We start from the raw sequence: 22,697 nt of genomic DNA, 5'->3' as shown, positions 1-22,697 counted from the left end.
CTCCGCTACCGTCGAACACACTTCAAGCTACCTCGCTATTTCTCTTTAGGCGATTGCTGCTCCGAGGCATTTCCTTCTAACATGCCGTATTTCCGCATAAAGCGCTCCACACGACCTTCCGTGTCAATAATTTTTTGGGTTCCGGTGTAGAAGGGATGATTTCCCGACCACACATCAACATGAATTTCGGGCTGGGTTGAACCAACCGTCATCACAACTTCTCCGTTGCAATAGACTTTGGCGTCTGGATACCACTGGGGATGAATATCAGGTTTTGGCATGGTTACTTTCCTCTTTGAGCAAGCGTTTCTTCGTTCTGTCGTTTGTGTCGTTTGGGGCGAAATCACCCCTGATGATTCGTCTTCTCTTCTCCCAATTCTAACGCTTCGAGTATTGGGGAGCTTTGCGGGCTTTATGTAAGCCATATTTCTTCCGTTCTTTGGCACGGGGATCGCGAGTTAAATACCCTTCCATCTTCAACGGAGAGCGATTTTCCGGGTCAAGTTCACAAAGCGCCCGCGCCACACCTAAGCGAATCGCATCGGATTGTCCCGTCAACCCACCACCGTGAGCAGTGACTAAAATGTCATAATCATTTTCTAGACCCAGGGTTTCCAATGGTGATTTGGTCACCATTAAATAGGCTGGATTGAGATTAAAGTAAACATCGCCGGGACGTCCGTTAACAACGAGTTGACCCGTCCCCGGAACTAGGCGCACCCGGGCAACTGAGGATTTACGGCGACCCGTTCCCCAGTAAACGGCGCGATTTTCCATTGGTTCTGTTGCTTGCATTAGTCTTGTTCTCCTGGAATGGTTTCAATGGTTAAGGTTTGAGGCTTTTGAGCGTCATGGGGATGAGCGGCTCCCGCGTAAACTTTCAGCTTAGTAAAAAGTTTGCGACCCAGGGAATTTTTGGGCAGCATTCCTTTAACCGCCTTTTCAATAATCCGCTCCGGTAGACGGGCTTGTAAATGGGCAAAGGTTTCCGTCTTCATCCCACCCGGACGACCGGAATGGCGGCGATAGAGCTTCTGACTGCTTTTTTTTCCGGTGACGACGACTTTATCAGCATTAACCACGATCACGAAGTCCCCTGTATCCATGTGCGGGGAATAGATCGGTTTATTTTTCCCTCTAAGAATCATGGCAATTTGAGTTGCCAATCGTCCCAGACGTTGACCTTCGGCATCAATAACGTACCAATTTTGTTCTAAAGAATCCTGAGTTGGCAGGTAAGTTTTTTGCATGAGTTTTTTTGATTACGTATACAGTTAACCTAAACACAATTGGGGGGCATCTCAGTCGGCAAGATGAACTTAGGCTGAGTATCAAACCAGGTTTTTGGCGGAAACGGCGAATTTGGATACCCCACTCTTAACAAACACAGCCCCTTGGCTGGCGCTGAATATTTGATCCGCTCCCGCTGTTGATTCACCCACAGTTGAGTAAACTCGTGGGGATTAAGGTTGCCCCGCCCTACCTCCACCAGCATGCCGACGAGTAGCCGCACCATGCCGTATAAAAATCCATCCGCCTGAATTTCAATATGAATAAATGAACCATTCCGGTAACAGTGGGTGTCCTGAACCGTGACCCAGGAATGCTTCCGTCCAGAGTTGGCGCGATGGAACGCCGCCAGGTGGTGTTTGCCCCGTAGCGGATTCAGTGCTTCCTGAATCCGATGTTCATCTAAGGGAGCGTGATAGTAATGCCAACTAAACGGTCGCACAAACAGGTTGGGACAAGCGTCTGTATAGATACTGTACCGATACCGACGCCAAATCGCCGAAAAGCGAGCGTGCCAATTGGCGGGTACGGGGGCTGATGCCCGAATCAGAATATCCTCTGGTAGTCGGCTATTGAGGATATGCATCCACCGCTCTCCCGGAATCGGACGGCTACTATTAAAATGGGCGACTTGGGCAGCGGCATGAACCCCTGTATCAGTACGCCCTGCAGCGTGTAAGGTTACAGGTTTTCCTTCGACAGTAGACAGAACTTGTTCAATCTCCGCTTGTACCGTGCGATGGAGAGGCTGTCGTTGCCAACCAGAGAACTTGGTACCCAGGTATTGAATCACCAGAGCGATGCGTTGAGTTGGCTTAACCTCGCACTCGGACATGACTTGAGTTCACACCAGCTCGATAATAGCCATTTCCGCATTATCCCCACGACGGCGCAGGGTTCTGAGTACGCGAGTATACCCACCGTTACGGTTGCCATAGCGATCATTCACCCCTTCAAACAAGGCATGAACTAATTGCTTGTCGTAAATATAACCCAAGGCTTGACGGCGAGACGCTAGGGAGCCATCTTTTGCCAAGGTAATCATTTTTTCCACTTGGGAACGCACAGCTTTTGCCCGCGTTTTGGTGGTGGTGACTCGACCATGACGAATCAACTCCGTAGCTAGGCTGCGGAGCAGCGCTCGACGCTGGTCAGCTGGTTTTCCCAGTTTGGGTACACGACGACGATGACGCATTGTCTTTTCTTCCTCTACAATCCCACAACAACGAAAACTTTTTCAATCGAATGGCTAATCGTCAACTCGATTAGCCATTTAGTCTCAATCCTTAAGTTGGTTTAGCCGATTTTTCGTGGGGTAATGTAATCCCCAAGCGTTTTTGCAAGGCGTCGATGACTTCTTCGGCAGACTTTTGACCAAAGTTCTTGATTTCGAGCAGATCCTCCTGGCTATAATCCAGTAAATCAGCAACGGAGTTAATTTGCGCTCGCTTGAGGCAGTTATATGCCCGCACCGACAGTTGCAGTTCTTCAATCGGAATTTGGCTGGTTGGATCTTCATCTTCAGGACGACCCACAGGCTCTGGCTTCAGCTCGATATCTTTCAGGGGATTGAATAAATCCACAAGAAGGTTAGCGGCTTGACTCAGTGCTTCCTGGGGTGACACGCTGCCATTTGTCCAAACATCTAAAATTAAGCGGTCTTTTTCCAGAGAACCGTCAACACGGGTATCCTCGACGCTGTAGTTGACCTTGGTCACCGGCATGAATACGGCGTCAAGTTGCAGGAAATCGACTGAAGATGTTTCATCACGCCCCCGTTCTACAGAGCGATATCCTTTGCCTCGTTCGATGCGAAACTCCATTTCCAGTTTTGCACCGTCGGCTAGGGTGGCGATATACTGACCGGGATCAACAAATTCTACGTCCGACGGTAGGTCAAACTGAGCCGATCGCACGGTTGAGGGTCCAGTGATCATCACTCGACCAATATGGGGACCGGGTGTATAACTTTTGAGGACGACTTCCTTCATATTCAGGAGAATTTCTAGGACATCCTCTCTGATTCCCGCAATGGTGGCAAACTCATGATTGACTCCCGCAATCCGGACTGCAGTAATTGCTGTCCCTTCCAGGTTAGACAGGAGAACCCTTCTCAGGGCGTTGCCAACTGTTGTACCTTGACCGCGTTCGAGAGGTTCTAGGACAAATTTGCTATATTGACTTTGATTCTTTAGTGTTTTAGATTCTACGCACTCAATCTGAAACTGCGCCACGGAGTGACCTCCCTCCTTTAATTCATAGGAACCCATCAAAAGCACCAAGCGAGTACTTTTGAATTGTTGTTGCGCCTAACCCACCATTTGGTACAAGTGGCACTAAGCAAAGTATTAGTGGTTGGCATAATTCGCTCGATGCTGACACTTGATTTTGTTGTCGAGTCGAGACGGATGGGGGTTAAACCAACGTGAAGGTTTGATTGAGTAAATCAAACTCTGGGTTTGGCTTCCCCAATTCCCGTTCCCAATTTCCCGATCCTAGACGCGGCGTCGTTTCGGGGGACGGCAACCATTATGAGGAATTGGCGTGACATCCCGAATTAGGGTAATTTCTAGTCCTGCCCCTTGTAGGGCGCGAATAGCCGTTTCTCGACCTGCACCAGGACCGCTAACCATTACCTCAATTTGACGCATTCCTTGGTCTGTCGCTCGACGGGCGGCGTTATCGGCAGCGGTTTGAGCGGCAAAGGGGGTGCCTTTCTTAGCTCCCTTAAACCCACTTGATCCCGCTGATGCCCAGGAAACAACATCACCTCGCGTGTCAGAAATGGTGACGATGGTATTGTTGAAGGTGGAGTGGATGAATGCCATTCCATTGGGAACGTTTCGTTTCTGCTTTTTTGTACCAGTTTTTTTAGTTGGTCGCGGCATATCGCTTTAGTTGGCTATCTTAATGATGGGTGTGAACTGAATAAGAGTGTTACTTCTTCGCTGGTGCTTTTTTCTTCCCGGCAACGGCAATACGTCTACCCCGGCGGGTACGGGCATTGGTGCGGGTTCGTTGACCGCGCACAGGTAACCCTTGGCGATGACGACGCCCGCGATAGGTGCCAATATCAACAAGGCGTTTGATATTCATGGCTTCCCAGCGCCTTAAGTCACCCTCAACCTGATAGTCGCCCTCGACCACCGATCGCAGGGTGGCTACGTCAGCATCGCTTAAATCCTTGACGCGGATATCCGGATTAACGCCCGTTTTTGCCAGAATTTCTTTGGAGCGAGATAGACCAATTCCGTAGATGTAGGTTAGACCAATTTCTATTCGTTTATCGCGAGGTAGGTCTACACTGGCAATTCTTGCCACGGTATTTTTCTCCCTTTTGCTGGTTTTGTGCTACAAATGAGTCTTATAGAGTCTGGTGGATTACCCCTGACGTTGTTTGTGCTTGGGGTTTGGACAAATAACCATTACTCGACCTCTACGTCGAATAACGCGACATTTTTCGCAAATTTTGCGGACGGATGCTCTAACCTTCATGGTTTTTTTAGTTACAACGCAAGCACATTATCATATCATTTTTTGGTTTTCGCGTCAAATAACTCCAGAAATCAACCCTACCGATTTTTATTTTTTGCGAAGTCGGTAGGTGATTCGCCCCTTGCTCAAGTCATAAGGGGTGAGTTCAACTTTGACGCGATCGCCCGGTAAGATTTTGATGTAGTTACGGCGAATTTTGCCAGAAATATGGGCAAGGACGTTAAAGCCATTATCCAAATCAACCCGAAACATGGCGTTCGGCAAGGATTCGGTTACCGTCCCTTCCATTTCAATTAAGTCTTGTTTAGCCAATTTTGTCGTTCCTCAATACAATTGGTCACTAATTCCCCTCCACATAGATAGAGATTTGTCCAGGGAGTGTTAACTTATGTTATCAAAATTCTCCCGCAAAGAGCCTGTCCCAATTCAGGGAAGCCTTAGAAATAGTAACGACTTACCCCAGAGGAGAACATCCCTCAAAAGTCAGACGGCGTTCGTTTTCCGGCTTGGGCATTGATAACTTAACTCGACATCACCTGCTTGAGAGAGTCTGTCACCTCCTCCATTGGTCTATCCCCATCAATCTCGCGTAAGATTGAGTGATCGCAGTAAAACTCAATCACCGGCGCGGTCTGTTGGCGGTAGACCTCTAGGCGTCGCCGAATCGTCTGCTCATTATCATCTTGGCGTCCCCGTGAGAGTAACCGTTTCAGGATGGATTCATCGGGGACATCCAAATAAATGGCATAATCGCAGCGCTGATCGAGATCCTGAAGTAGATTCTCCAGAAAAGCCGCTTGGCTGACATTGCGCGGAAACCCATCCAAAATCCAACCCGATTGAGCATCCGGTTGCTTGAGGCGATCGCGAATTAGATCCAGAATCAATTTATCTGGCACCAACTCGCCGCCATCCATATAAGACTGCGCCTTTTGTCCGAGTGATGTAGATGCGGCGATCGCACTCCTTAGAATATCCCCGGTAGAGATGTGAGGAATCTGATAAAGCTGAGCGATATGCTGAGCTTGTGTTCCTTTTCCTGCCCCTGGTGGTCCTAAAAAAACTAATCGTGTCATTGGTTATTTGTCATTCGTCCTTTGTCATTTGTCATTTGTCCTCTGTCAATTTGATGTCTTTTCTACAACGCGGATCAAATCAAGCTCTCACCTCTAGAGAAAACCTACAGATTTAGGGTTCATCAACACTGAACAAAGGACAAGTAACCAATGACATAGCCGCAATTTTACTGCTTAACCATACCCTCGTAACGCTGTGAAATCACATACGTTTGAACTTGTTTCGCCGTGTCAATTGCCACACCGACCAAAATCAGTAACGAGGTAGCGCCCAGCCCTCTAAACGTGGTCACTCCCGTCGCACTTTCGACAGCCGTTGGCACAACCGCCACCAGTCCCAGGAAAATGGCACCCAAAAATGTTAACCGATTCAGCACTCGCTCAATATAGTCGCTTGTCGCTTTACCCGGACGAATTCCCGGAATACTCGCTCCCATTTTCTTCAAATTCTGCGACATATCAACCGGATTCACGATCAACGACGCATAGAAATAGCTGAAAAAGAGAATTAACACCAGATACACCAGTACATACAGCCACGGCGTCGGACCATTCGGGCTGATATACAGTGCCACCTGATTTACCCCTTGCATGAGCGAACCTAAAAAGCCTTCACCTGTACCACCACGAGCAAAGCCAGCCAGAGACGTGGGCAGAATCAACACCGCTGAGGCAAAGATAATCGGCATTACCCCACCTTGGTTCAGTCGTAGCGGCAGATAGCTCGTCCGTTCTCGATAGAGGCGACGCCCAACTTGTCGTCTTGCCGAGATGATCGGAATCCGGCGCGTTCCCTCCTGCACAAAGACAATCCCGACAATCATTACCAGGAAAACCAGGAGCAAAATGACCACCTTACCTGCCATTTCTCGCCCTCCCGTCTGTGCCAATTCAATCGTTTGACCCAATGTCCGAGGCAGAACTGCCACAATATTGACAAAAATCAACAAGGATGCGCCGTTACCAATCCCGCGTTCGGTAATCACTTCCGAAATCCACATGACAAACATTGAGCCAGCCGTGATTGCCAGCACAGTTTCCACAAAGAACAGAGTTCCCGGATTTGTGGCAAATTGGCTGGCAAAGATTGCCAGACCTACACTTTGCAATATCGCCCAACCGAGGGCAACATACCGGGTAATCTGAGAAATTTTCCGGCGTCCAGCTTCCCCTTCATTCTTCTGCAAATTTTCCAGAGTGGGAATAGCTGCCGTCAGCAACTGTAAGATAATCGACGCATTAATATAGGGCAAAATCCCTAGGGCAAAAATTCCCAAAGCCGAGAATCCTCCCCCAGAGAAAAAATCTAAAATGCCAGCGATGGGAACGTTTCCACTTTGGATAGCTGTGGAAAGTTGTTCCCGATCAATTCCCGGTACGGGTAAAAAGACACCAAATCGGGCTAGAATCAACAAACCGATGGTCAAAAGCAACCGACCTCTAAGACCGGCAGCTTGTGCCATCTGCATAAATGTTTCTTGAGCCGTTGGAGCTTTATCTCGACTAACGACCATAACAAAAGGCTACCTCTAGAGGACACAGTGGTAAGGGGACTACGCCGCCACAGACGCCAACCCTAAAAAAAGTTACGCCTCAATCACTTCACAACTTCCGCCAGCCGCATCAATTTTTTGGCGAGCACCCGTCGTGAAAGCAGCAGCTTTAACATTTAGCGATACATTCAACTCCCCGTCGCCCAGAATTTTCAGTGGTCCGTCGTTAGTGGTGACGATACCCGTTTCCATCAGTGACGGTAAAGTCACCTCTGTATTGGCAGGGAGCGATGCCAACTTACCTACATTTATCGTAGTGTAATGTTTGGGATTAATCACCGTAAAGTGTTTTAGCTTAGGTAAGCGGCGGTACAAAGGCATCTGACCCCCTTCAAACCCCGGTCTTGTACCCCGACCTGATCGCGATTTTTGCCCGCGCATGCCAAAGCCACAGCTCGCACCTTGACCCGCGCTAATCCCGCGACCAACACGACGACGACGTTTCTTTGCACCTTCTTGGGGTGCTACAGTATGGATTCTCATAATTTAGATCGTTAAACTGAAAACTCTCTCATTTAGGGCTGGTTTTGGACAAAGGTTACTATTCATGGCGAAAAGCGAGTTCCTAAACCCGCCCCTACACAATCAGACATAGAGCTTCTCAATTTCAACCCCGCGTTCTTGCGCCACTTCCTTGAATGTCCGGAGCGCATCTAGGGCATTAATGGCAGCTCTAGCATTATTTAAGGGATTATTAGACCCCAGTTGCTTGGCTAAGATATTACGCACTCCTGCCAATTCCAACACTGTCCGTACCGCGCCGCCGGCAATTACCCCTGTACCGGGTGCAGCAGGTCGTACCATAACCTTGGCACCAACAGCCGCTCCATTAGAGGGGTGAGGAATGGAATTCGACTTGGTTAAGGGAACATCGATGACTTGCTTTTTGGCATCGACAACCCCTTTGCGAACAGCGCCAATCACATCACTGGCTTTGCCTACACCAACACCAACTTGACCACGCTCGTTGCCAACGACAACGATTGCCCGGAAACTTAATTTTTTACCGCCTTTGACCACCTTGCTAACCCGACGGATTTGAATAACCCGTTCTTGCCAGGCGCTGTCTTTTTCTTTAGCGCGGCTACTTTTGCGACGATTTGCCATAATTTAAATTTTGCTTTACTTACTTCTAGAAGTCTAACCCAGCTTCACGCGCCGCTTCTGCCAAAGCTTTCACGCGACCATGGTAAAGGTTTCCTCCCCGATCAAAAACAACCTGAGATATGCCTTTTTCCAACGCTCGCTGGGCAATTAACTGACCCACTTTAACCGAGGCGTCACAGGTGGCACTTGATTTTACCTCTGACTTCAGTCCAGGTTCTAGAGTAGAAGCTGCCACTAGGGTATGTTGTTGATGATCATCAATAATCTGCACATAAATGTGCTGATTTGAGCGAAAGACCGCTAATCTTGGGCGTTCAGAACTACCTTGGACTGTCCGGCGCACGCGCCGATGTCTACGGCGGACTGATTCTTTACGAGTAAGTTTCATTGTTACTTCTTACCTGCTTTACCAGCTTTACGTCTAATTATTTCACCGGCATAGCGAATGCCTTTCCCTTTATAAACTTCAGGGGGACGCACCGCACGAATTTTAGCCGCTGTGTTGCCGACGATTTCTTTATTGATCCCGCTAACAATCACGTTAGTATTCCCTTCAACGGCGAGTTGCACGTCTTCAGGAGGGACAATTTCTACGGGTTGACTATATCCGACATTCAGAATTAAGTTACGTCCTTGCACCTGGGCGCGATAACCGACCCCTTGGATAGCTAGACGTCTCTCAAAGCCTTTGGATACCCCTTCAACCATGTTGGCAACCAGGGTACGAGACAATCCGTGGCGCTGACGGGCAAGTTTGGATTCATCCCGCCGCCGCACTTGGATGGTTTCTCCTTCTTGTTCAACGGTGACTTGTTTCGGTAGAACTCGTTGGAGTTCTCCTTTGGGTCCTTTGACGGTAACCTGTTGACCTTCAATGGTCACGGTCACTTTATTGGGAATTGCTATCGGGCGTTTGCCAATACGCGACATGATTTTATACTCCTTATCCGGGCAAAAGAATTCAAAAGAGCTGAAGTGCTGATTTGAGCCGTGCTACCAGATGTAACACAGCACTTCACCACCGATTCCTTGTCGTCGGGCTTCCCGGTCAGTCATGATGCCACTGGACGTGGAAATAATCGCAATACCAATACCACCCAAAACTCGCGGTAATTCCTTGCGATTTTTGTAAACTCTGAGACCGGGTTTACTCACCCGTTTCAGCGCTCGGATAATGGGTTGACGAGTTTTTCCTTTGTATTTCAAAGAAATAACTAAGTATTTTTTGATGCCTTCCCCAGCTTCTTCAAACTCGGCAATAAAACCTTCCTCTCTCAAGACCTGGGCAATTGCACGGGTCATTTTTGTTGCTGGGACATTTGTTGTTTGATGCCGCACCAAGCACGCATTCCGAATGCGGGTCAGCATATCTGCAATTGTATCGTTTGCCGCCATTAGTTCCTTCCTATTCTTACAGGCTTATTTCTCCCGGAAAGGCATTCCCATCTCTTTGAGTAAAGCGCGACCCTCTTCATCGGTGTTTGCGGTGGTGATAATTGAGATATCCATGCCACGGATTTGATCGATACTGTCGTAGTCTATTTCCGGGAAAATCAGTTGTTCTCGGATGCCTAAGGTGTAGTTACCGCGACCGTCGAAACTGCGAGGGCTGATCCCGCGAAAGTCACGAATTCGCGGCAGGGCTAAGCTAATTAGGCGATCCAAGAACGAGTACATCCGTTTTGAACGCAGGGTCACCATGACCCCCACGGGCATTCCTTCACGGATTTTAAATCCCGCGATCGCTTTTTTAGCACGGGTGACCACAGGTTTTTGACCGGTAATGATCGCCAGTTCACTCAATGAGGATTCCAGGGCTTTAGCATTTTGAGATGCTTCTCCTAATCCCCGGTTGACGGTGATTTTGGTCACACGCGGGACTTGATGGATGTTTGTATACCCAAACTGTTCTTTAAGTTTGGGAACAATTGTGTCTTGATAGAGTGTTTTCAATCGGTCAGACATGATGGTTATCCTTTTTCCCTGGGCTTTGTCAGGGGGTGTCTTATGTCCTTTGTCTTATGTCCGTTGTCATTCGTCCTTTGGGATGAATCAAAGGACTTGGCGAAGATATTAGTCGATAATTTCACCCGTTTTCTTCAGCATTCGTACCTTACGTCCCTCTTCAGTCAAGGTGTAACAGATACGACTTGCCACTTTTTGCTTTTCCGAATACAGCATGACATTGGAACTGTGAATCGGGGATTCAATGGTAGCAATTTGACCTGTTTCCCCTTCTTGCTGAGGCTTAACGTGTTTGGTTTTAATGTTCACGCCTTTGACGACAACCTTACTGTCTTTAGGTAAGGTTTGCAGAATTTCTCCGACCTTACCTTTATCGTGACCACTAATCACTTGCACAGTGTCGCCTTTTTTAATGTGCATTTTGTAACGCGGTGGCGCATTTTCTGTCTTTTTAGCCATCAGAGTACCTCCGGCGCTAAGGACACAATTTTCGTGTAATTTCTTTCCCGTAGTTCTCGCGCTACTGGACCAAATACACGAGTTCCTCTGGGATTACCTTCTGGGTTAATAATCACAGCCGCATTATCGTCAAAACGAATACTCATGCCGCTTTCCCGGCGCAATCCTTTACGAGTGCGGACAATAACCGCCCGAACCACATCGGACTTTTTAATTGCCATGTTAGGAATCGCATCCTTCACCACAGCAATAATCACGTCACCCACACTACCGTAACGTCGATTTCCAGAACCGACGACGCGAATGCACATTACTTTACGCGCACCGCTATTGTCAGCCACATTTAAATAGGTTTGTTGTTGAATCATCTGATTTGTGCTCTTGATTCAGAGTTATGAGTTTTGAGGCAAGTCGGAGTGGATTTCACGATGATCGTTTCTCACCGATTCGTGAACATTTAAAACCCAAAACCAAGTTCCTTCGAGGGTGGCGAAGGGTCAATACGCCTTAATTAAATTGAGGCACTATTGAGAATATCCGTAACCTGCCAGCGTTTCGTGCGACTGAGAGGTCGGGTTTCTTGAATGCGGACGCGATCGCCTTCTTGGCAGCGATTTTCTTCATCGTGTGCCTTGTATCGCTTGGTATTGACAACAATTTTGCCGTACTTCGGGTGGGGCGATCGATTTTCGACAGCAACAACCACGGTTTTATCCATTTTGTTGCTCACAACCAAACCAACTCGTTCTTTAACTGCCATCGCGGTTTACTCCTCTTCTTTTGCCTCAGATGGTGAGGATTCAGGGGTGACTTCAGTCGCCTCGGGTTCACTCACTGACTCTTGCTCATCGGCTTGAACCGACTCTTCTACCTCGGTTTGAGGGGGTTGAGTCGTGGCTGTAGCCGTTGTCGCTGCATCGGCTGAATCACTCACCGTTTGCGTTTGTGGGGTTGTCTCTTCAGACACTGCTGCCAATTGTCGCTCTCGCGCAATCGTCATCATCTGAGAAATGCGATGTTTGAGATGCTTAAATTGATGGGGTTTTTCCAAACGGCGGGTGGCTTGTTGCAACCGCAGTTGAAATAGCTCACGCTTGGCAGCTAAAATTCCATCCGCTAACTCTTGATCGCTTAAGGTTCTGGCGTCGTCTATTTTGGGCAAAGGCATAAATACTTATTCCCCTTCACGAGTAACGAACTTTGTTTTAATGGGAAATTTGTTAGCCGCTAGACGCATGGCTTCACGGGCAAGGGGTTCGGGTACACCCGCGATTTCATAAAGAATTCGACCGGGTTTCACTACTGCCACCCAATATTCAGGAGACCCTTTCCCGGAACCCATGCGAGTTTCAGCGGGACGCATGGTCACAGGTTTATCTGGAAACACACGAATCCAGATTTTCCCGCCCCGGCGAATATAGCGAGTCATGGCTCGACGACCCGCTTCAATTTGACGCGCCGTAATCCAAGACGGTTCAATCGCTTGCAAGCCAAAGTCCCCAAAATTGAGGGAGTTGCCGCGAGTCGCTTGACCTCTCATCCGCCCGCGATGCTGTTTGCGAAATTTTGTACGTTTAGGACTTAACATAGTGATTTTTGTCCGTTATCAGTTAGTCGTGATTGTTTCTCCTTTGCCTGTTGTCACCTGCTTCAGGACAAAAGACAAAAGACTATTCATTGGAACGATCTTCAAATTGCTGGCGACGCCGTTGTTGACGGCGACGGGGTTGAGCGGTGGGCGGCGGGGCGACATCTTCGGTAGACGGAATGATTTCGCCTTTGAAGATCCAAACTTTCACGCCGAGAATCCCATAGGTAGTGCTAGCGGTACGGTAGGAATAATCAATATCCGCCCGCAGGGTATGCAGGGGAACTCGACCTTCACGAGTCCACTCCGTTCGCGCTATTTCCGCCCCATTCAGGCGACCACTCACTTGCACTTTGATGCCTTGGACATCTGCCCGCTGCGCCCGTTGAATCGCTTGGCGAACCACTCGACGGAAGGACACCCGGCGTTCGAGCTGTTGGGCAATATACTCCGCAATTAGCTCCGCATCGGCATCCACCCGAGCGACTTCAATGACATTGATGCGAATTTGACGATTGCTCCCCAAAAGGTCTTGGAGACCTGTACGCAAGGATTCAATGCCACTACCGCCCCGACCAACCACGACACCGGGTCGGGCTGTATGGACTTCTAAATCAATTTGATCGGCTTTGCGTTCGATCCGGATCATCGAAATTCCGGCGTTACTCAGGTTTTTTTCGACATATTGTCGGATGATGTAGTCCTCTTGCAGGACTTCTGGGTAACGCTTGGTATCAGCAAACCAACGGGAGCGATGCTCTTGAGTGACACCTAAGCGAAAACCAATTGGATGAATTTTTTGTCCCACGAATCCTTCCTTTACTTTTTGTTTATCCGTTGTCAATCGTGCATCATTGATGACGATTAACTAGTCCTCAACTTGGGGTGAAACCGCCACCGTTATATGACAGGTTGGCTTGCGAATCTGATAAGCTCGACCTTGAGCTCTGGGGCGATAGCGCCTAAAGCTGGGTCCCATATCAGCCGAAGCATGGCTAATCACCAAGTTTGTTGGATCTAGACCCGCATTATGTTCGGCATTCGCCACGGCGGATCGTAGGACTTTCAGCACGGGTTCGCACGCCCGGTACGGCATAAATTCTAGAATAATCAGGGCTTCGCGGTAGGAACGTCCGCGAATCTGATCAAGAACCCGCCTAACTTTCAAGGGGGACATGCGAATGTAACGTGCGATCGCTTTGGTTTCTACTGTTGTATCTATCGTCGCCATAGTTTTTGTGATCTCTAATGGGGGAGAGCGAGATAAAAGCTGCCAACTCCAAGGGACAGCATCGTGCCGATTAACGCGCCCGGCGATCGCTTTTAGAATGACCGCGAAAGGTACGAGTTGGGGCAAATTCGCCCAGTTTATGCCCCACCATCTGCTCATTGATAAAAACCGGCACATGGGTTCTGCCATTATGAACGGCGATGGTATGACCCACCATTTGCGGCAGAATGGTTGAGGCGCGTGACCAGGTTTTAATTACCTGCTTTTCGCCTTTAGTATTCAAGGCTTCAATCTTACTCAGAAGACTGTCGGCAATAAATGGACCTTTTTTTAACGAACGACCCATAATCTCAATATGGTAAATGGTCAGTGATTGGATGCAAGCGTTAAGCTTGACGCCCACCCCGTCCTCGCTTCGAGGATTTGCGCCGACGGCGGACAACTAAAGCCGTGCTTTGTTTTTTCGGCTTCCGAGTTTTAGCACCCAAAGTGGGTTTACCCCATGGGGTGACTGGACCTGATCGACCAATAGGCGCTCTGCCTTCACCACCACCATGGGGGTGATCAACCGGGTTCATGACGCTTCCTCTGACTTTAGGACGGCGTCCTAAGCGACGGCTACGACCGGCTTTCCCTAAACTGAGGTTACGAGCATCACTATTCCCCACCTGTCCAATCGTGGCATAGCAATTTCGCTGCACCATGCGAACTTCCGTCGAGGGTAGCTTCAGCGTGACATACTTTCCTTCTTTGGCAACGACTTGGGCACTTACCCCAGCCGCACGGACGATTTGACCGCCTTTTCCGGGTATCAGTTCTACGTTATGCACGCTGGTTCCTAGAGGGATATTGCTCAGAGGTAAAGCATTACCCACCTCAATCGGAGCATCGGGTCCAGAAATCACAGATGCGCCCACTTCTAAACCAGCCGGATGCAAAATATAGCGTTTTTCGCCATCCTGATAGTAAAGCAGGGCAATCCGGGCGTTCCGGTTAGGGTCATATTCAATGGATGCTACTTTAGCCGGAATATTGTGCTTGTTCCGGTGAAAGTCGATGATGCGGTAGAGACGCTTGTGTCCACCTCCTCGACGCCGACTGGTAATCACCCCCCGATTATTGCGACCTTTGGGACGGTGATTAGATGTCGTTAGCGATTTTTCGGGTTCATCGCGAGTAATTTCTGCAAAGTCTGAGATCGTAACCTGACGGGTACTAGGGGTATAGGGTCTATAACTACGAGTTCCCATAAAACTATCCTTTATTTGTCTATGTTATTTCCAACTCGGTCGGGGCGGGTTTAGTTACATCGGGGTTGGGTCAAAAACGATAGTTGTGAAACCCGCCCCTACATTCATAAAACCAAATTCCTTGAACCAAGCGAAGGGTCAAAACTGTTTTATACGTCTGGGAACAGCGTGATTGAGTCTTCAGGCGCTAAGGTGACAATTGCCCGTTTATACTGGGGCTTGTACCCGATAAATCTGCCGACGCGACGCTTTCTGCGAGGTGGCATTAAGGTATTTACACCCGTAACTTTGACATCAAAAAGGCTTTCTATTGCCGCTTTGATTTCAGGTTTAGTGGCTTTGGGAACAACATCAAAGACGTATTTGTTATCTTCTAGTAGCAATGTGGCTTTTTCAGTCACAATTGGGCAAAGCACCATGTCTGCCAGGTCGCGGGGGTTAGTAGATTTAGTCACTGTAAACCTCCTGAATTTTGGCAAGGGCTGTATTGGTGGTGACAATTTTGTCAGCGTTCAATACATCGTAGACATTTAAGCTGTCAGCATAGATTAGCTTGAGGCTTGGCACATTACGCGCTGACAAATAAACCTGCTGTGCGGGTTGCGGTAGAATCAACAGGACTTTTTGATTGGGATCAATTCCCCAACGCGCGATCGCGTCCATCAAGTCTTTGGTTTTAGGACGGGGCAGTTGATCGGCAAACTCTTCGACCACAATCATATCCTCAGCTCGACCCTGCAATGCTGTTCGCAGTGCCAAGCGCCGCTCTTTACGGTTCATCTTCAGGTTATAGTCTCTAGGCTTGGGACCAAAGATGATGCCCCCACCGCGCCACAAGGGTGAGCGGTTTGAGCCAGCCCGAGCGCGACCGGTTCCTTTTTGCCGCCACGGTTTACGTCCGCCCCCTCTAACTTCGGCGCGGGTTTTCGTGGATGCGGTTCCTTGACGAGCATTGGTCATTTGTCTAACTAATGCTCGATGAACAATGTGAGACGCACTATCTTCTTTGGCGACTTTCAGCTCCAGGGTTGCCTGTCCCACTTCTTCCCCTTGCCAATTTCGCACTATACAATCGACCATAGTTTTTAGTCCTTAGTCTTTATTCTGGTTGTTCAAGATTCATCAGTGGACATCAACAATGAGCCATGAACCCTGAATAACTATTTCCCGACTTTATTTGTGGGTGCAATGTTTAAAAGCGCTCCTGGCTTACCGGGAACTGCCCCTTTAATAATCAGTATGTTTCGCTCTGTGTCTACGCGCACCACCTGTAGTTTGCGAATGGTCTGACGTTTACCGCCATAACGACCCGCCATTTTTTTCCCAGGGAAGGTACGACCGGGCGTTGTTCCTGCACCAGTGGAACCGGGTAAGCGGTGGTTTTTTGAACCATGCGCCATAGGTCCGCGCTTAAAGTTATGGCGTTTTTGATAGCCAGCAAAACCACGACCAATGGTCTTTCCAGAGACATCCACCAGTTGACCCGCACTAAATATCTCGACGTTGACGAGTTGACCGAGTTGGAATTCGTCGGTGCTATCGAGGCGATATTCGCGCAGGTGACGTAAGGGGGGAGCCTCAGATTTGGCTAAATGCCCCTTTTCTGGCTGATTAACTGCCTTTTCTTTAACTTCGTGATAGCCCAGTTGTACAGCACTGTAGCCATCCGTTTGCTTGGTTTTGATTTGAGTCACCCGACAAGGACCCGCTTGAACGACTGTGACAGGAAGGGCGCGTCCTTCCTCGTCAAAGACTTGGGTCATGCCGAGTTTCGTGCCGAGGATACCGACAGACACTGGCTTCTCCTTTCTAGACGGTACAGCGAGGCAAATTTGGCGTTGATTCACAAGTGAATCCGCTAGTGCCTCAGCAGGTTATCTTCCTGACTAATCGACAGGGATTTCCTCGATTGAGGGTAATTCTTGCCTGGTTAGTTGTGGAAAGTTTGGTTAGTACTGACTAACCGCGTCGCCTTGGAACGCTGGGACTTAAAGAGTTATCTCCTCAGTATCCCCACGAGGCGAATGGCAATTGCCAAAGGTCAGAAGCTGTTACTACAAGCGCCTTATGGCTTTTTTACCTGAGTTCACTCGAGTTCTACAGTAGAACTAGCTGATCTCAACTTGGTGGTTTGACTGGATAAATCCAAGACCACAGCTTCTGTTGACCTGAGTTGCGATCGCGCAACTGGCAATTTGGTCACAATTGCTCAGTATAGAATAATTCCCTAACTTTGTCTAGGAAATTGGCGACAATTTTATGAATCTGAGTCAGCTAGCCTCGAAAGCCGCACCAATGGGGGTGTGTAGAGGCGATCGGCTTGTAGCGGCTATCCTATCCCATCAGAATAATTCAAAATTTGAGTGATTGGAGTGGCATCGGGGAGCAATCGCTATTTTTACGCTTCTGTGATGGTTTCTGTTTAAGTGGGTAGTCCTTTTGATACTTATCCCGAACAGGCGGAACGAATAATTAAGGACATTAAAGTTATTTCGGCGAACCTAATATTATTCCGCCAGCTTCCCCAGATCCCTATCCTCACCACCAGACTTATTCACCAACCCCTAACTAACTTCCCCCACCCACAGCTAGCAAAATCTGACCGATCATAAAACGGGGAATACCTTTTATACGGTGCATAAATTGACAAACCTTTGACACGAGAAAATCTAAGTCCTGACGTCACATTCGCCACAACTAACCTCGGCTCCATTTCAGGAGTGATTAAATCCATGACTTCATCTAAAACTGTAGTTAATTCCGTACTATCCCCCACATACTCATCCCGTATAAGCTTCATAAAATCATACAAATCCACACAATCTTTATCTTTAAAACGCACCACTTGACGTTTAGCGTAGGATAGCGCCTTCTCCAGATAAAAATCCTTTTCAGCCAATAATTGACGCAAAACAGACGCTAATCGCCCCACCGCCTCTACCAGTTTCTCAACCACCATCAAATTAGTCGCCGATTGCGTAATCTGAGGTAAACTTCCCCGCGAATCTTCCTCATAGTAGCGCCCATACTCCTGCACAATTAACGTCGCCAGTGCTTCAGGTGTAATCCCCGCATCGCTGGTTAAACCGCCCAAAATCGCCGTATAGGGCCAACCCGACAGCGGTTCAACCTCTTGGGAACCCACCATATAATTGGCATTTGCCCGCAACTGATACGCCACTTCCACCATGCTCATCAGACAAGCATCCATACCAATCAAACTCACCTTTTGCCCCGTCTGCTCCTCGGCTTGCCGAAACGCCTGCTGAAGTTTAGTATTATCAAGAAAGTCTAAGGAGGAATCATCAAACGCGATCGCACGCGATTCCCCATCCTCCAATTGCATTACCTCTAGGATTGAGGAGAGGAAAAACGCAGACGACAGTTGAGTATTACGACTGAGAGAGCGTACTTCATCATCACTCGCCCCCAGCCGAAACCCACGATTTCGGGCAAAGGCGTAAATATCATCCTCTTTCCAGCCTGTGCCATGATTCCACAGGATTACCGCATAATATTGTGCTGGATAATTCTCGATTCCCCAAACAATAAAATCCCGTAACGAACCCGGATCACCCATATTCTGTTCCGAGATGTTTTCGACCACTCGTTGTTCACCCTGGGGACGGATATAAATACGATAGGTATGATCGCGGTCAGAAAGGGTATCAAACTGTACCAGGATAGCCACCTCATCAGTAGAGCCAACCGCTTCCATTTCCCGAATATCTTGATAGCCTTGCTCCTCCATCGGAGCTATTAGTTGCTTTCCACCCTGCAGTTGCTCGAAAACCTTACCGTTGTCCCCCGCCATGTAAACCATCCATGTCCAACGGCGATTCGTTTGGGTCATAGTTTACTCTTTAACTCAGCAAGCAGTTCCTCGGCTTGGGTGACATTCCGATCTTGGATGCTCAATGCCAAATTGTCCAGATTCTCCCGCAGCAACCTGTCAGATGTTCTCTCTATCACCCGTCGCAGTCGGCTCAATTCCTCCTCTAACTGGAACAAACGACTGGTGATTGTATCTTCCTCTCGATGCACCTGCGCCTGTTTCCACTTTTCTTCTACCTCTTGGGGAGTCAGGCGATAAAAGCGATCAAATGTCTTCTCCACAGGTTGACCCTCGGTGCTGGTATCTTCGGCGCGAACATGGAGGATACCATCATGATCCACCTTAAACATACAATTAACCCGAACTTCCCCAGCCGGACGAGTCGTGGCTAAATGAAGCACCACTTCGCCAACCAACTCATTATCCGCCGCGATCGGTCGTTCTCCTTGATAAATGCGAAAGCGAATACTCTCTTGTCCATCGCGCTGGGTGGTAAAGGCTTGGCGTCCCTTGCGCCATTTGGTCACAGGAATCTGTTCGTTGGCGCGAATGATCACATCCATCTGACCATTGGCTAACTCCAGTCCCAAGGACAGGGGTGTCACATCCCATAATTCCACCTCTTCCCTGAGATAGCCACACAACCTCGCGCCCAGAACCGCCGCCCCCCTCGCCACGGCTTCATCAGGGTTAACTGAATCATTAATGATCCAGCCATAGCGATCGCGCAATGCTACTTTGACGGCGGGAAGTCGGGTTTGTCCACCAACGAGTAACACTTGGTTAATGTCACTTGGCTTCATTTTTGCCGTTTCCAGAGTGGTATCGCAGATAGTTAACGTCCGATCAATCAAAGGATGTACCAGGGTTTCTAGCTGGGTGCGGGTAAGCATCGCCTCCAATCCCAATGTGCGATCGCCTCTTTTCCAGACATTGGGGATACTTATGGCGTATTCTGGAGCTTGAGTCAGTGCAATCTTGGCAGTTTCGGCTATGTTTCGCAGGCGCGATCGCAGGGTATTATCGTCAAGGGATAACTCCACCCCATGCTGCTGCTGAAACGCTTCCTTCATCCAGCCGACAATTGCCCAATCGAAATCATCGCCGCCTAAATGGGTATCGCCACTCGTCGCCTTCACCCGAAACAAACCCCGTTCAATCCGCAAAATTGAGATATCAAACGTACCACCCCCCAAATCGTACACCGCTACCGTCTGGGGTTCTCCACCTAAACCAAACGCCAAAGCCGCCGCCGTCGGCTCATTCACAATTCGGGGAACCCGCCAACCCGCCAGTTCTCCGGCTTCCTTGGTGGCTTGTCGCTGGGACTCGCTGAAATAGGCGGGAACTGTAATCACCGCTTGGGAGATTGGCTGACCCAAAATAGCCTCAGCATCCTGCTTAAGTTTACCCAGAACTTGAGCAGAAATCTGAGGTGGGGTGAACCGTTGTTCCCCAATTTGAACCGCCACTTTACGCTGCACTTCTTCAATACCGTAGGTGACTTGGGTTTGGTCGTAGCGTACCCGTTCATCCCGAAACGTACAGCCGATGAAACGTTTAACCGAGTAGACGACTTGACTGGGATGGCTGGTGATGCGATCGAGTGCAGATTTCCCGACGATAGGTTGACTGATTTCCGGGTCAAACATGACAACCGAAGGGGTTATGCGATCGCCCTCTTGGTTACACAGTACTCTTGAGCCTCCGGTATCCGGTTCCCAGATAGCAATCGCTGAATTAGTTGTCCCTAAATCAATTCCCAGGATATCGACCTCGTTCACTGCTTATTCCTCGGCTTAGGCTTTTGACGTTGGCGTTCAGGTACTTTGGAAACGGCATTAGATCTAGTATGGAGGCATTGAACTCAAGTTTCTATCATCCGTTTTCTGATTTTCCTGTGATTATGGCACCGAGTTTTCCAGGGATGAACCCTTATTTAAAAAATCCGGCTTTGTGGTCAGAGGTTTACTCCTGGCTAATTTTTCAAGTAAGACAGCGATAAAACCAGCACTCCCAAGTAAGCAATCATTTGCACCTGGTCTAAGCCTCCACCTTAAATGGTACGCTCTCAGAATTCATGCTCCTCGATTACTAAATCATTATGACCGTGCTGGACAGAAAGCTAAATATGGAGGTGAACTCTTTCCATCAGACCAACCCATCGGCAATTACGGAATGGATTCTTTTGAATTATTTCAGCAAGATAGAAAGTACAATAAAAAAGGGATTATTGCCATAGATTTAGTGAGGTTGAGCTTATGATTAAAGATGAAAAAGAGTATACAGTTACTCAGGAGATTATCGGAGAATTTGAAAAGTCTATAGCCGCAATAGAGAGAGATGAAGCCAGAAAAAAAAATGACCCTGACGGCTGGGATCTGATGAGAAGTTCATTACAATCTCATCTCGATAAATTAAACGCAGAAATCGCTGAATATGAAAGACTTACATCTCACGATAAGCACAGTCCTATTGTACTGAAGCTCGACGATCTTGACTATTTACAGCAAATTTTAATTAAAGCGCGTATGGCGGCTAAACTCAGTCATCAAGAACTAGCGAACTTAGCTGGACTTACGGAAGAGCAAATTAAACGCTATGAAGGTAATGATTACGAAGATGCCAGTTTCCTGGATGTCAGATTTGTAATTGATGCCCTAGATATTAAAATTCAAAACGGGGAGTTTTTAATTCCTTTAGATACGCTGATAAGAACCCCAATTACTAAAGAAGAATTGCTAACGTCTCAGACAAAAAACCGGGATTGATTGTTGAGTTTGGCAAAGTAAAGTTTTAAGGTTATCTTCTATGAAGCTGCGTGATTGGTTTAAATATTCAGACAGGGAAAAGCCTCCTTACAATCCTACGGCTGGTACTTCAATAACTTTTGAAATAGGCTGGAACTCCGATGATCAATTTAGCTTTGGAGACTATTCCCAATATAGAGATATTAAGCTATATTATATGCTTTAGCTCGATGCGATAAGTTAAAATGAGGCTGAATACTTTGGCAAATCTTTAAATTCAGAGAATGCAGATTAGCGTTGAAGTCTCAGATGAGTTGGCACTCCGATTGAGTCCATTGCAAGATCAGTTACCGCAGATTTTAGAACTGGGGTTGCGGGAATGGAATGGGGATGCTCAATCGGGATTTTCTGGACTGACAGACGTTTTGGAGTTTTTGGCGAATCTGCCAACTCCAGAGGAAATTTTGGCACTGAAGCCATCTCCGGTGTTGCAGCAGCACATCGAACACCTGCTAGAAAAGAATCGGACAATCGGGTTAACAGCCCAAGAGGAGCGATTGTGGCAGCAGTATGAATATGTTGAACATTTAGTACGGGTAGCTAAGGGCAAGGCATTACTGAAGCTTAAGGCAACATAAAGGATGAGCAAGGCTTATGTTTCTGCGGCACTCAGTATAAAACGCGAATCCCGCAAAGGGAGGAGAAGCCCACAGTCTAATCTTTGATTGACTGTGGGAGTACGTCACACGCTTAGTCTATGAACGTGCCAATCATGCTCGTGAGTAACGGTAACAACTCAAACCGCAAGGTGTTCCAATCCACAAATGCGTCTCACCAGCATCACCTGTGCTAATCGCGATCGCATTCACCCGATTTGCCCCTAAGCCACTGGTGTGAATGTCGAATTTATCTACCTTCCAGCCCTGATCCTGACTCACCAAGCGGAATAATCCCCCATCGGTTCCCAGTTAGAGACACGCTCCGTAATCGTGTCTACGATTGACTACAGGGCATCGACCAATAAAATTATTAAATTGATATAGAGCGCTCCATACGTGCTTTCTCGGATTCACTCCGAGATAGGCGGACACAGAGCGC

Annotated in this window: 37 protein-coding genes; 4 read left to right on the top strand and 33 right to left on the bottom strand. The window is 48.2% G+C overall.

Annotated features, from left to right (window positions below; all coding sequences use genetic code 11):
* Positions 1–35: 35 nt before the first annotated feature.
* The 32 genes from rpmE to RIB93_RS29855 form a co-directional block, all read right to left on the bottom strand.
* The gene (gene rpmE, locus RIB93_RS30010; RefSeq protein ID WP_446378561.1) at positions 36–281 is read right to left on the bottom strand and encodes a 50S ribosomal protein L31; all 246 of its coding nucleotides are present in this window, start codon (positions 279–281) and stop codon (positions 36–38) included.
* A gap of 97 nt (positions 282–378) precedes the next feature.
* Positions 379–795 (bottom strand): 30S ribosomal protein S9, encoded by a 417-nt coding sequence (gene rpsI, locus RIB93_RS30005; protein ID WP_446378559.1) that lies wholly within the window; start codon positions 793–795, stop codon positions 379–381.
* Positions 795–1,250 carry a 50S ribosomal protein L13 gene (rplM, locus tag RIB93_RS30000; RefSeq protein ID WP_446378557.1) on the bottom strand — a complete coding sequence of 152 codons (456 nt, stop codon included), beginning with the start codon at positions 1,248–1,250 and terminating at the stop codon, positions 795–797. Before rplM ends, rpsI begins: the two co-directional genes overlap by 1 nt.
* A 29-nt stretch (positions 1,251–1,279) precedes the next feature.
* Positions 1,280–2,125: a tRNA pseudouridine(38-40) synthase TruA gene (gene truA, locus RIB93_RS29995; protein WP_446378555.1), complete on the bottom strand. Its 846-nt coding sequence runs from the start codon at positions 2,123–2,125 to the stop codon at positions 1,280–1,282.
* 9 nt (positions 2,126–2,134) lie between these two features.
* Positions 2,135–2,485 carry a 50S ribosomal protein L17 gene (gene rplQ / locus RIB93_RS29990; protein ID WP_446378553.1) on the bottom strand — a complete coding sequence of 117 codons (351 nt, stop codon included), beginning with the start codon at positions 2,483–2,485 and terminating at the stop codon, positions 2,135–2,137.
* A 91-nt stretch (positions 2,486–2,576) separates the two neighbouring features.
* Positions 2,577–3,524 carry a DNA-directed RNA polymerase subunit alpha gene (locus RIB93_RS29985; RefSeq protein ID WP_446378551.1) on the bottom strand — a complete coding sequence of 316 codons (948 nt, stop codon included), beginning with the start codon at positions 3,522–3,524 and terminating at the stop codon, positions 2,577–2,579.
* 261 nt (positions 3,525–3,785) lie between these two features.
* Positions 3,786–4,178, bottom strand: a complete 393-nt coding sequence (rpsK, locus tag RIB93_RS29980) for a 30S ribosomal protein S11 (protein WP_446378549.1) — start codon at positions 4,176–4,178, stop codon at positions 3,786–3,788.
* Positions 4,179–4,227: 49 nt separating this feature from the next.
* Positions 4,228–4,611, bottom strand: a complete 384-nt coding sequence (gene rpsM / locus RIB93_RS29975) for a 30S ribosomal protein S13 (RefSeq protein WP_006100714.1) — start codon at positions 4,609–4,611, stop codon at positions 4,228–4,230.
* A gap of 60 nt (positions 4,612–4,671) precedes the next feature.
* A complete protein-coding gene (gene rpmJ, locus RIB93_RS29970; RefSeq protein WP_071777214.1) occupies positions 4,672–4,785 on the bottom strand; it encodes a 50S ribosomal protein L36 in 114 nt (37 codons plus the stop codon).
* 87 nt (positions 4,786–4,872) lie between these two features.
* A complete protein-coding gene (infA, locus tag RIB93_RS29965; protein ID WP_006100613.1) occupies positions 4,873–5,097 on the bottom strand; it encodes a translation initiation factor IF-1 in 225 nt (74 codons plus the stop codon).
* Positions 5,098–5,306: 209 nt separating this feature from the next.
* On the bottom strand, positions 5,307–5,861 hold the full coding sequence (locus RIB93_RS29960; protein WP_446378547.1) for an adenylate kinase: 555 nt from the start codon (positions 5,859–5,861) through the stop codon (positions 5,307–5,309).
* Positions 5,862–6,028: 167 nt separating this feature from the next.
* Positions 6,029–7,375, bottom strand: a complete 1,347-nt coding sequence (secY, locus tag RIB93_RS29955) for a preprotein translocase subunit SecY (RefSeq protein ID WP_446378545.1) — start codon at positions 7,373–7,375, stop codon at positions 6,029–6,031.
* A gap of 72 nt (positions 7,376–7,447) precedes the next feature.
* Positions 7,448–7,897, bottom strand: coding sequence for a 50S ribosomal protein L15 (gene rplO, locus RIB93_RS29950; protein ID WP_446378543.1), 450 nt, complete (start codon positions 7,895–7,897; stop codon positions 7,448–7,450).
* A gap of 102 nt (positions 7,898–7,999) precedes the next feature.
* Complete coding sequence (gene rpsE, locus RIB93_RS29945; RefSeq protein ID WP_446374117.1) at positions 8,000–8,521, bottom strand: 30S ribosomal protein S5; 522 nt, start codon at positions 8,519–8,521, stop codon at positions 8,000–8,002.
* A 25-nt stretch (positions 8,522–8,546) separates the two neighbouring features.
* Positions 8,547–8,909, bottom strand: coding sequence for a 50S ribosomal protein L18 (rplR, locus tag RIB93_RS29940; RefSeq protein WP_446378541.1), 363 nt, complete (start codon positions 8,907–8,909; stop codon positions 8,547–8,549).
* A 2-nt stretch (positions 8,910–8,911) separates the two neighbouring features.
* A complete protein-coding gene (gene rplF / locus RIB93_RS29935; protein WP_446378539.1) occupies positions 8,912–9,451 on the bottom strand; it encodes a 50S ribosomal protein L6 in 540 nt (179 codons plus the stop codon).
* A gap of 63 nt (positions 9,452–9,514) precedes the next feature.
* Positions 9,515–9,916, bottom strand: coding sequence for a 30S ribosomal protein S8 (gene rpsH, locus RIB93_RS29930; RefSeq protein ID WP_006100562.1), 402 nt, complete (start codon positions 9,914–9,916; stop codon positions 9,515–9,517).
* A gap of 24 nt (positions 9,917–9,940) precedes the next feature.
* Positions 9,941–10,486, bottom strand: coding sequence for a 50S ribosomal protein L5 (gene rplE, locus RIB93_RS29925; RefSeq protein WP_006100399.1), 546 nt, complete (start codon positions 10,484–10,486; stop codon positions 9,941–9,943).
* 108 nt (positions 10,487–10,594) lie between these two features.
* Positions 10,595–10,945 (bottom strand): 50S ribosomal protein L24, encoded by a 351-nt coding sequence (rplX, locus tag RIB93_RS29920; protein ID WP_446378537.1) that lies wholly within the window; start codon positions 10,943–10,945, stop codon positions 10,595–10,597.
* Complete coding sequence (rplN, locus tag RIB93_RS29915) at positions 10,945–11,313, bottom strand: 50S ribosomal protein L14 (RefSeq protein WP_006100476.1); 369 nt, start codon at positions 11,311–11,313, stop codon at positions 10,945–10,947. Before rplN ends, rplX begins: the two co-directional genes overlap by 1 nt.
* A 143-nt stretch (positions 11,314–11,456) precedes the next feature.
* Positions 11,457–11,705, bottom strand: a complete 249-nt coding sequence (gene rpsQ / locus RIB93_RS29910; protein ID WP_044206595.1) for a 30S ribosomal protein S17 — start codon at positions 11,703–11,705, stop codon at positions 11,457–11,459.
* 6 nt (positions 11,706–11,711) lie between these two features.
* Positions 11,712–12,113, bottom strand: coding sequence for a 50S ribosomal protein L29 (gene rpmC / locus RIB93_RS29905; protein WP_446378535.1), 402 nt, complete (start codon positions 12,111–12,113; stop codon positions 11,712–11,714).
* A gap of 6 nt (positions 12,114–12,119) precedes the next feature.
* Entirely contained in the window at positions 12,120–12,533 is a 414-nt protein-coding gene (rplP, locus tag RIB93_RS29900; RefSeq protein ID WP_006100407.1) for a 50S ribosomal protein L16, read from the bottom strand.
* A gap of 82 nt (positions 12,534–12,615) precedes the next feature.
* Positions 12,616–13,341: a 30S ribosomal protein S3 gene (rpsC, locus tag RIB93_RS29895; protein ID WP_446352172.1), complete on the bottom strand. Its 726-nt coding sequence runs from the start codon at positions 13,339–13,341 to the stop codon at positions 12,616–12,618.
* Positions 13,342–13,401: 60 nt separating this feature from the next.
* Positions 13,402–13,764, bottom strand: a complete 363-nt coding sequence (rplV, locus tag RIB93_RS29890) for a 50S ribosomal protein L22 (protein ID WP_446340190.1) — start codon at positions 13,762–13,764, stop codon at positions 13,402–13,404.
* Between the two features lie 70 nt (positions 13,765–13,834).
* Positions 13,835–14,110, bottom strand: coding sequence for a 30S ribosomal protein S19 (gene rpsS / locus RIB93_RS29885; RefSeq protein WP_446374137.1), 276 nt, complete (start codon positions 14,108–14,110; stop codon positions 13,835–13,837).
* A gap of 40 nt (positions 14,111–14,150) precedes the next feature.
* Positions 14,151–15,014: a 50S ribosomal protein L2 gene (gene rplB / locus RIB93_RS29880; protein WP_446378533.1), complete on the bottom strand. Its 864-nt coding sequence runs from the start codon at positions 15,012–15,014 to the stop codon at positions 14,151–14,153.
* A gap of 149 nt (positions 15,015–15,163) precedes the next feature.
* Complete coding sequence (locus RIB93_RS29875; RefSeq protein ID WP_446340192.1) at positions 15,164–15,469, bottom strand: 50S ribosomal protein L23; 306 nt, start codon at positions 15,467–15,469, stop codon at positions 15,164–15,166.
* Entirely contained in the window at positions 15,462–16,094 is a 633-nt protein-coding gene (gene rplD, locus RIB93_RS29870) for a 50S ribosomal protein L4 (RefSeq protein ID WP_446378531.1), read from the bottom strand. Before rplD ends, RIB93_RS29875 begins: the two co-directional genes overlap by 8 nt.
* Before the next feature lie 80 nt (positions 16,095–16,174).
* Positions 16,175–16,810, bottom strand: coding sequence for a 50S ribosomal protein L3 (gene rplC, locus RIB93_RS29865; RefSeq protein ID WP_446378581.1), 636 nt, complete (start codon positions 16,808–16,810; stop codon positions 16,175–16,177).
* A gap of 758 nt (positions 16,811–17,568) precedes the next feature.
* Positions 17,569–18,867, bottom strand: a complete 1,299-nt coding sequence (locus RIB93_RS29860) for a clostripain-related cysteine peptidase (protein ID WP_446378529.1) — start codon at positions 18,865–18,867, stop codon at positions 17,569–17,571.
* Positions 18,864–20,633, bottom strand: coding sequence for an Hsp70 family protein (locus RIB93_RS29855; protein ID WP_446378527.1), 1,770 nt, complete (start codon positions 20,631–20,633; stop codon positions 18,864–18,866). The genes RIB93_RS29860 and RIB93_RS29855 overlap by 4 nt, the downstream gene beginning before the upstream one ends.
* A gap of 68 nt (positions 20,634–20,701) precedes the next feature.
* On the opposite strand from RIB93_RS29855, the gene RIB93_RS29850 reads away from it, so the two are divergent.
* From RIB93_RS29850 to RIB93_RS29835, 4 genes are all read left to right on the top strand, one after another.
* Complete coding sequence (locus tag RIB93_RS29850) at positions 20,702–20,854, top strand: DUF4058 family protein (RefSeq protein ID WP_446378525.1); 153 nt, start codon at positions 20,702–20,704, stop codon at positions 20,852–20,854.
* Positions 20,806–21,114, top strand: a complete 309-nt coding sequence (locus RIB93_RS29845) for a DUF6932 family protein (protein ID WP_446378523.1) — start codon at positions 20,806–20,808, stop codon at positions 21,112–21,114. The genes RIB93_RS29850 and RIB93_RS29845 overlap by 49 nt, the downstream gene beginning before the upstream one ends.
* Positions 21,111–21,620, top strand: coding sequence for a helix-turn-helix domain-containing protein (locus tag RIB93_RS29840; protein WP_446378521.1), 510 nt, complete (start codon positions 21,111–21,113; stop codon positions 21,618–21,620). The genes RIB93_RS29845 and RIB93_RS29840 overlap by 4 nt, the downstream gene beginning before the upstream one ends.
* 263 nt (positions 21,621–21,883) lie before the next feature.
* Positions 21,884–22,237, top strand: a complete 354-nt coding sequence (locus tag RIB93_RS29835; RefSeq protein ID WP_446378519.1) for a hypothetical protein — start codon at positions 21,884–21,886, stop codon at positions 22,235–22,237.
* A gap of 132 nt (positions 22,238–22,369) precedes the next feature.
* Here the strand turns inward: RIB93_RS29835 and RIB93_RS29830 are convergent, their stop codons facing one another.
* Entirely contained in the window at positions 22,370–22,537 is a 168-nt protein-coding gene (locus RIB93_RS29830) for a hypothetical protein (protein WP_446378517.1), read from the bottom strand.
* Between the last annotated feature and the right edge of the window lie 160 nt (positions 22,538–22,697).

The sequence above is a fragment of the Coleofasciculus sp. D1-CHI-01 genome, from assembly GCF_040218875.1.
Classification (GTDB): Bacteria; Cyanobacteriota; Cyanobacteriia; order Cyanobacteriales; family Coleofasciculaceae; genus Coleofasciculus.
The sequence above is the reverse complement of the archived record's forward strand: the minus strand, read 5'-3'. Positions and strand labels throughout refer to the sequence as shown.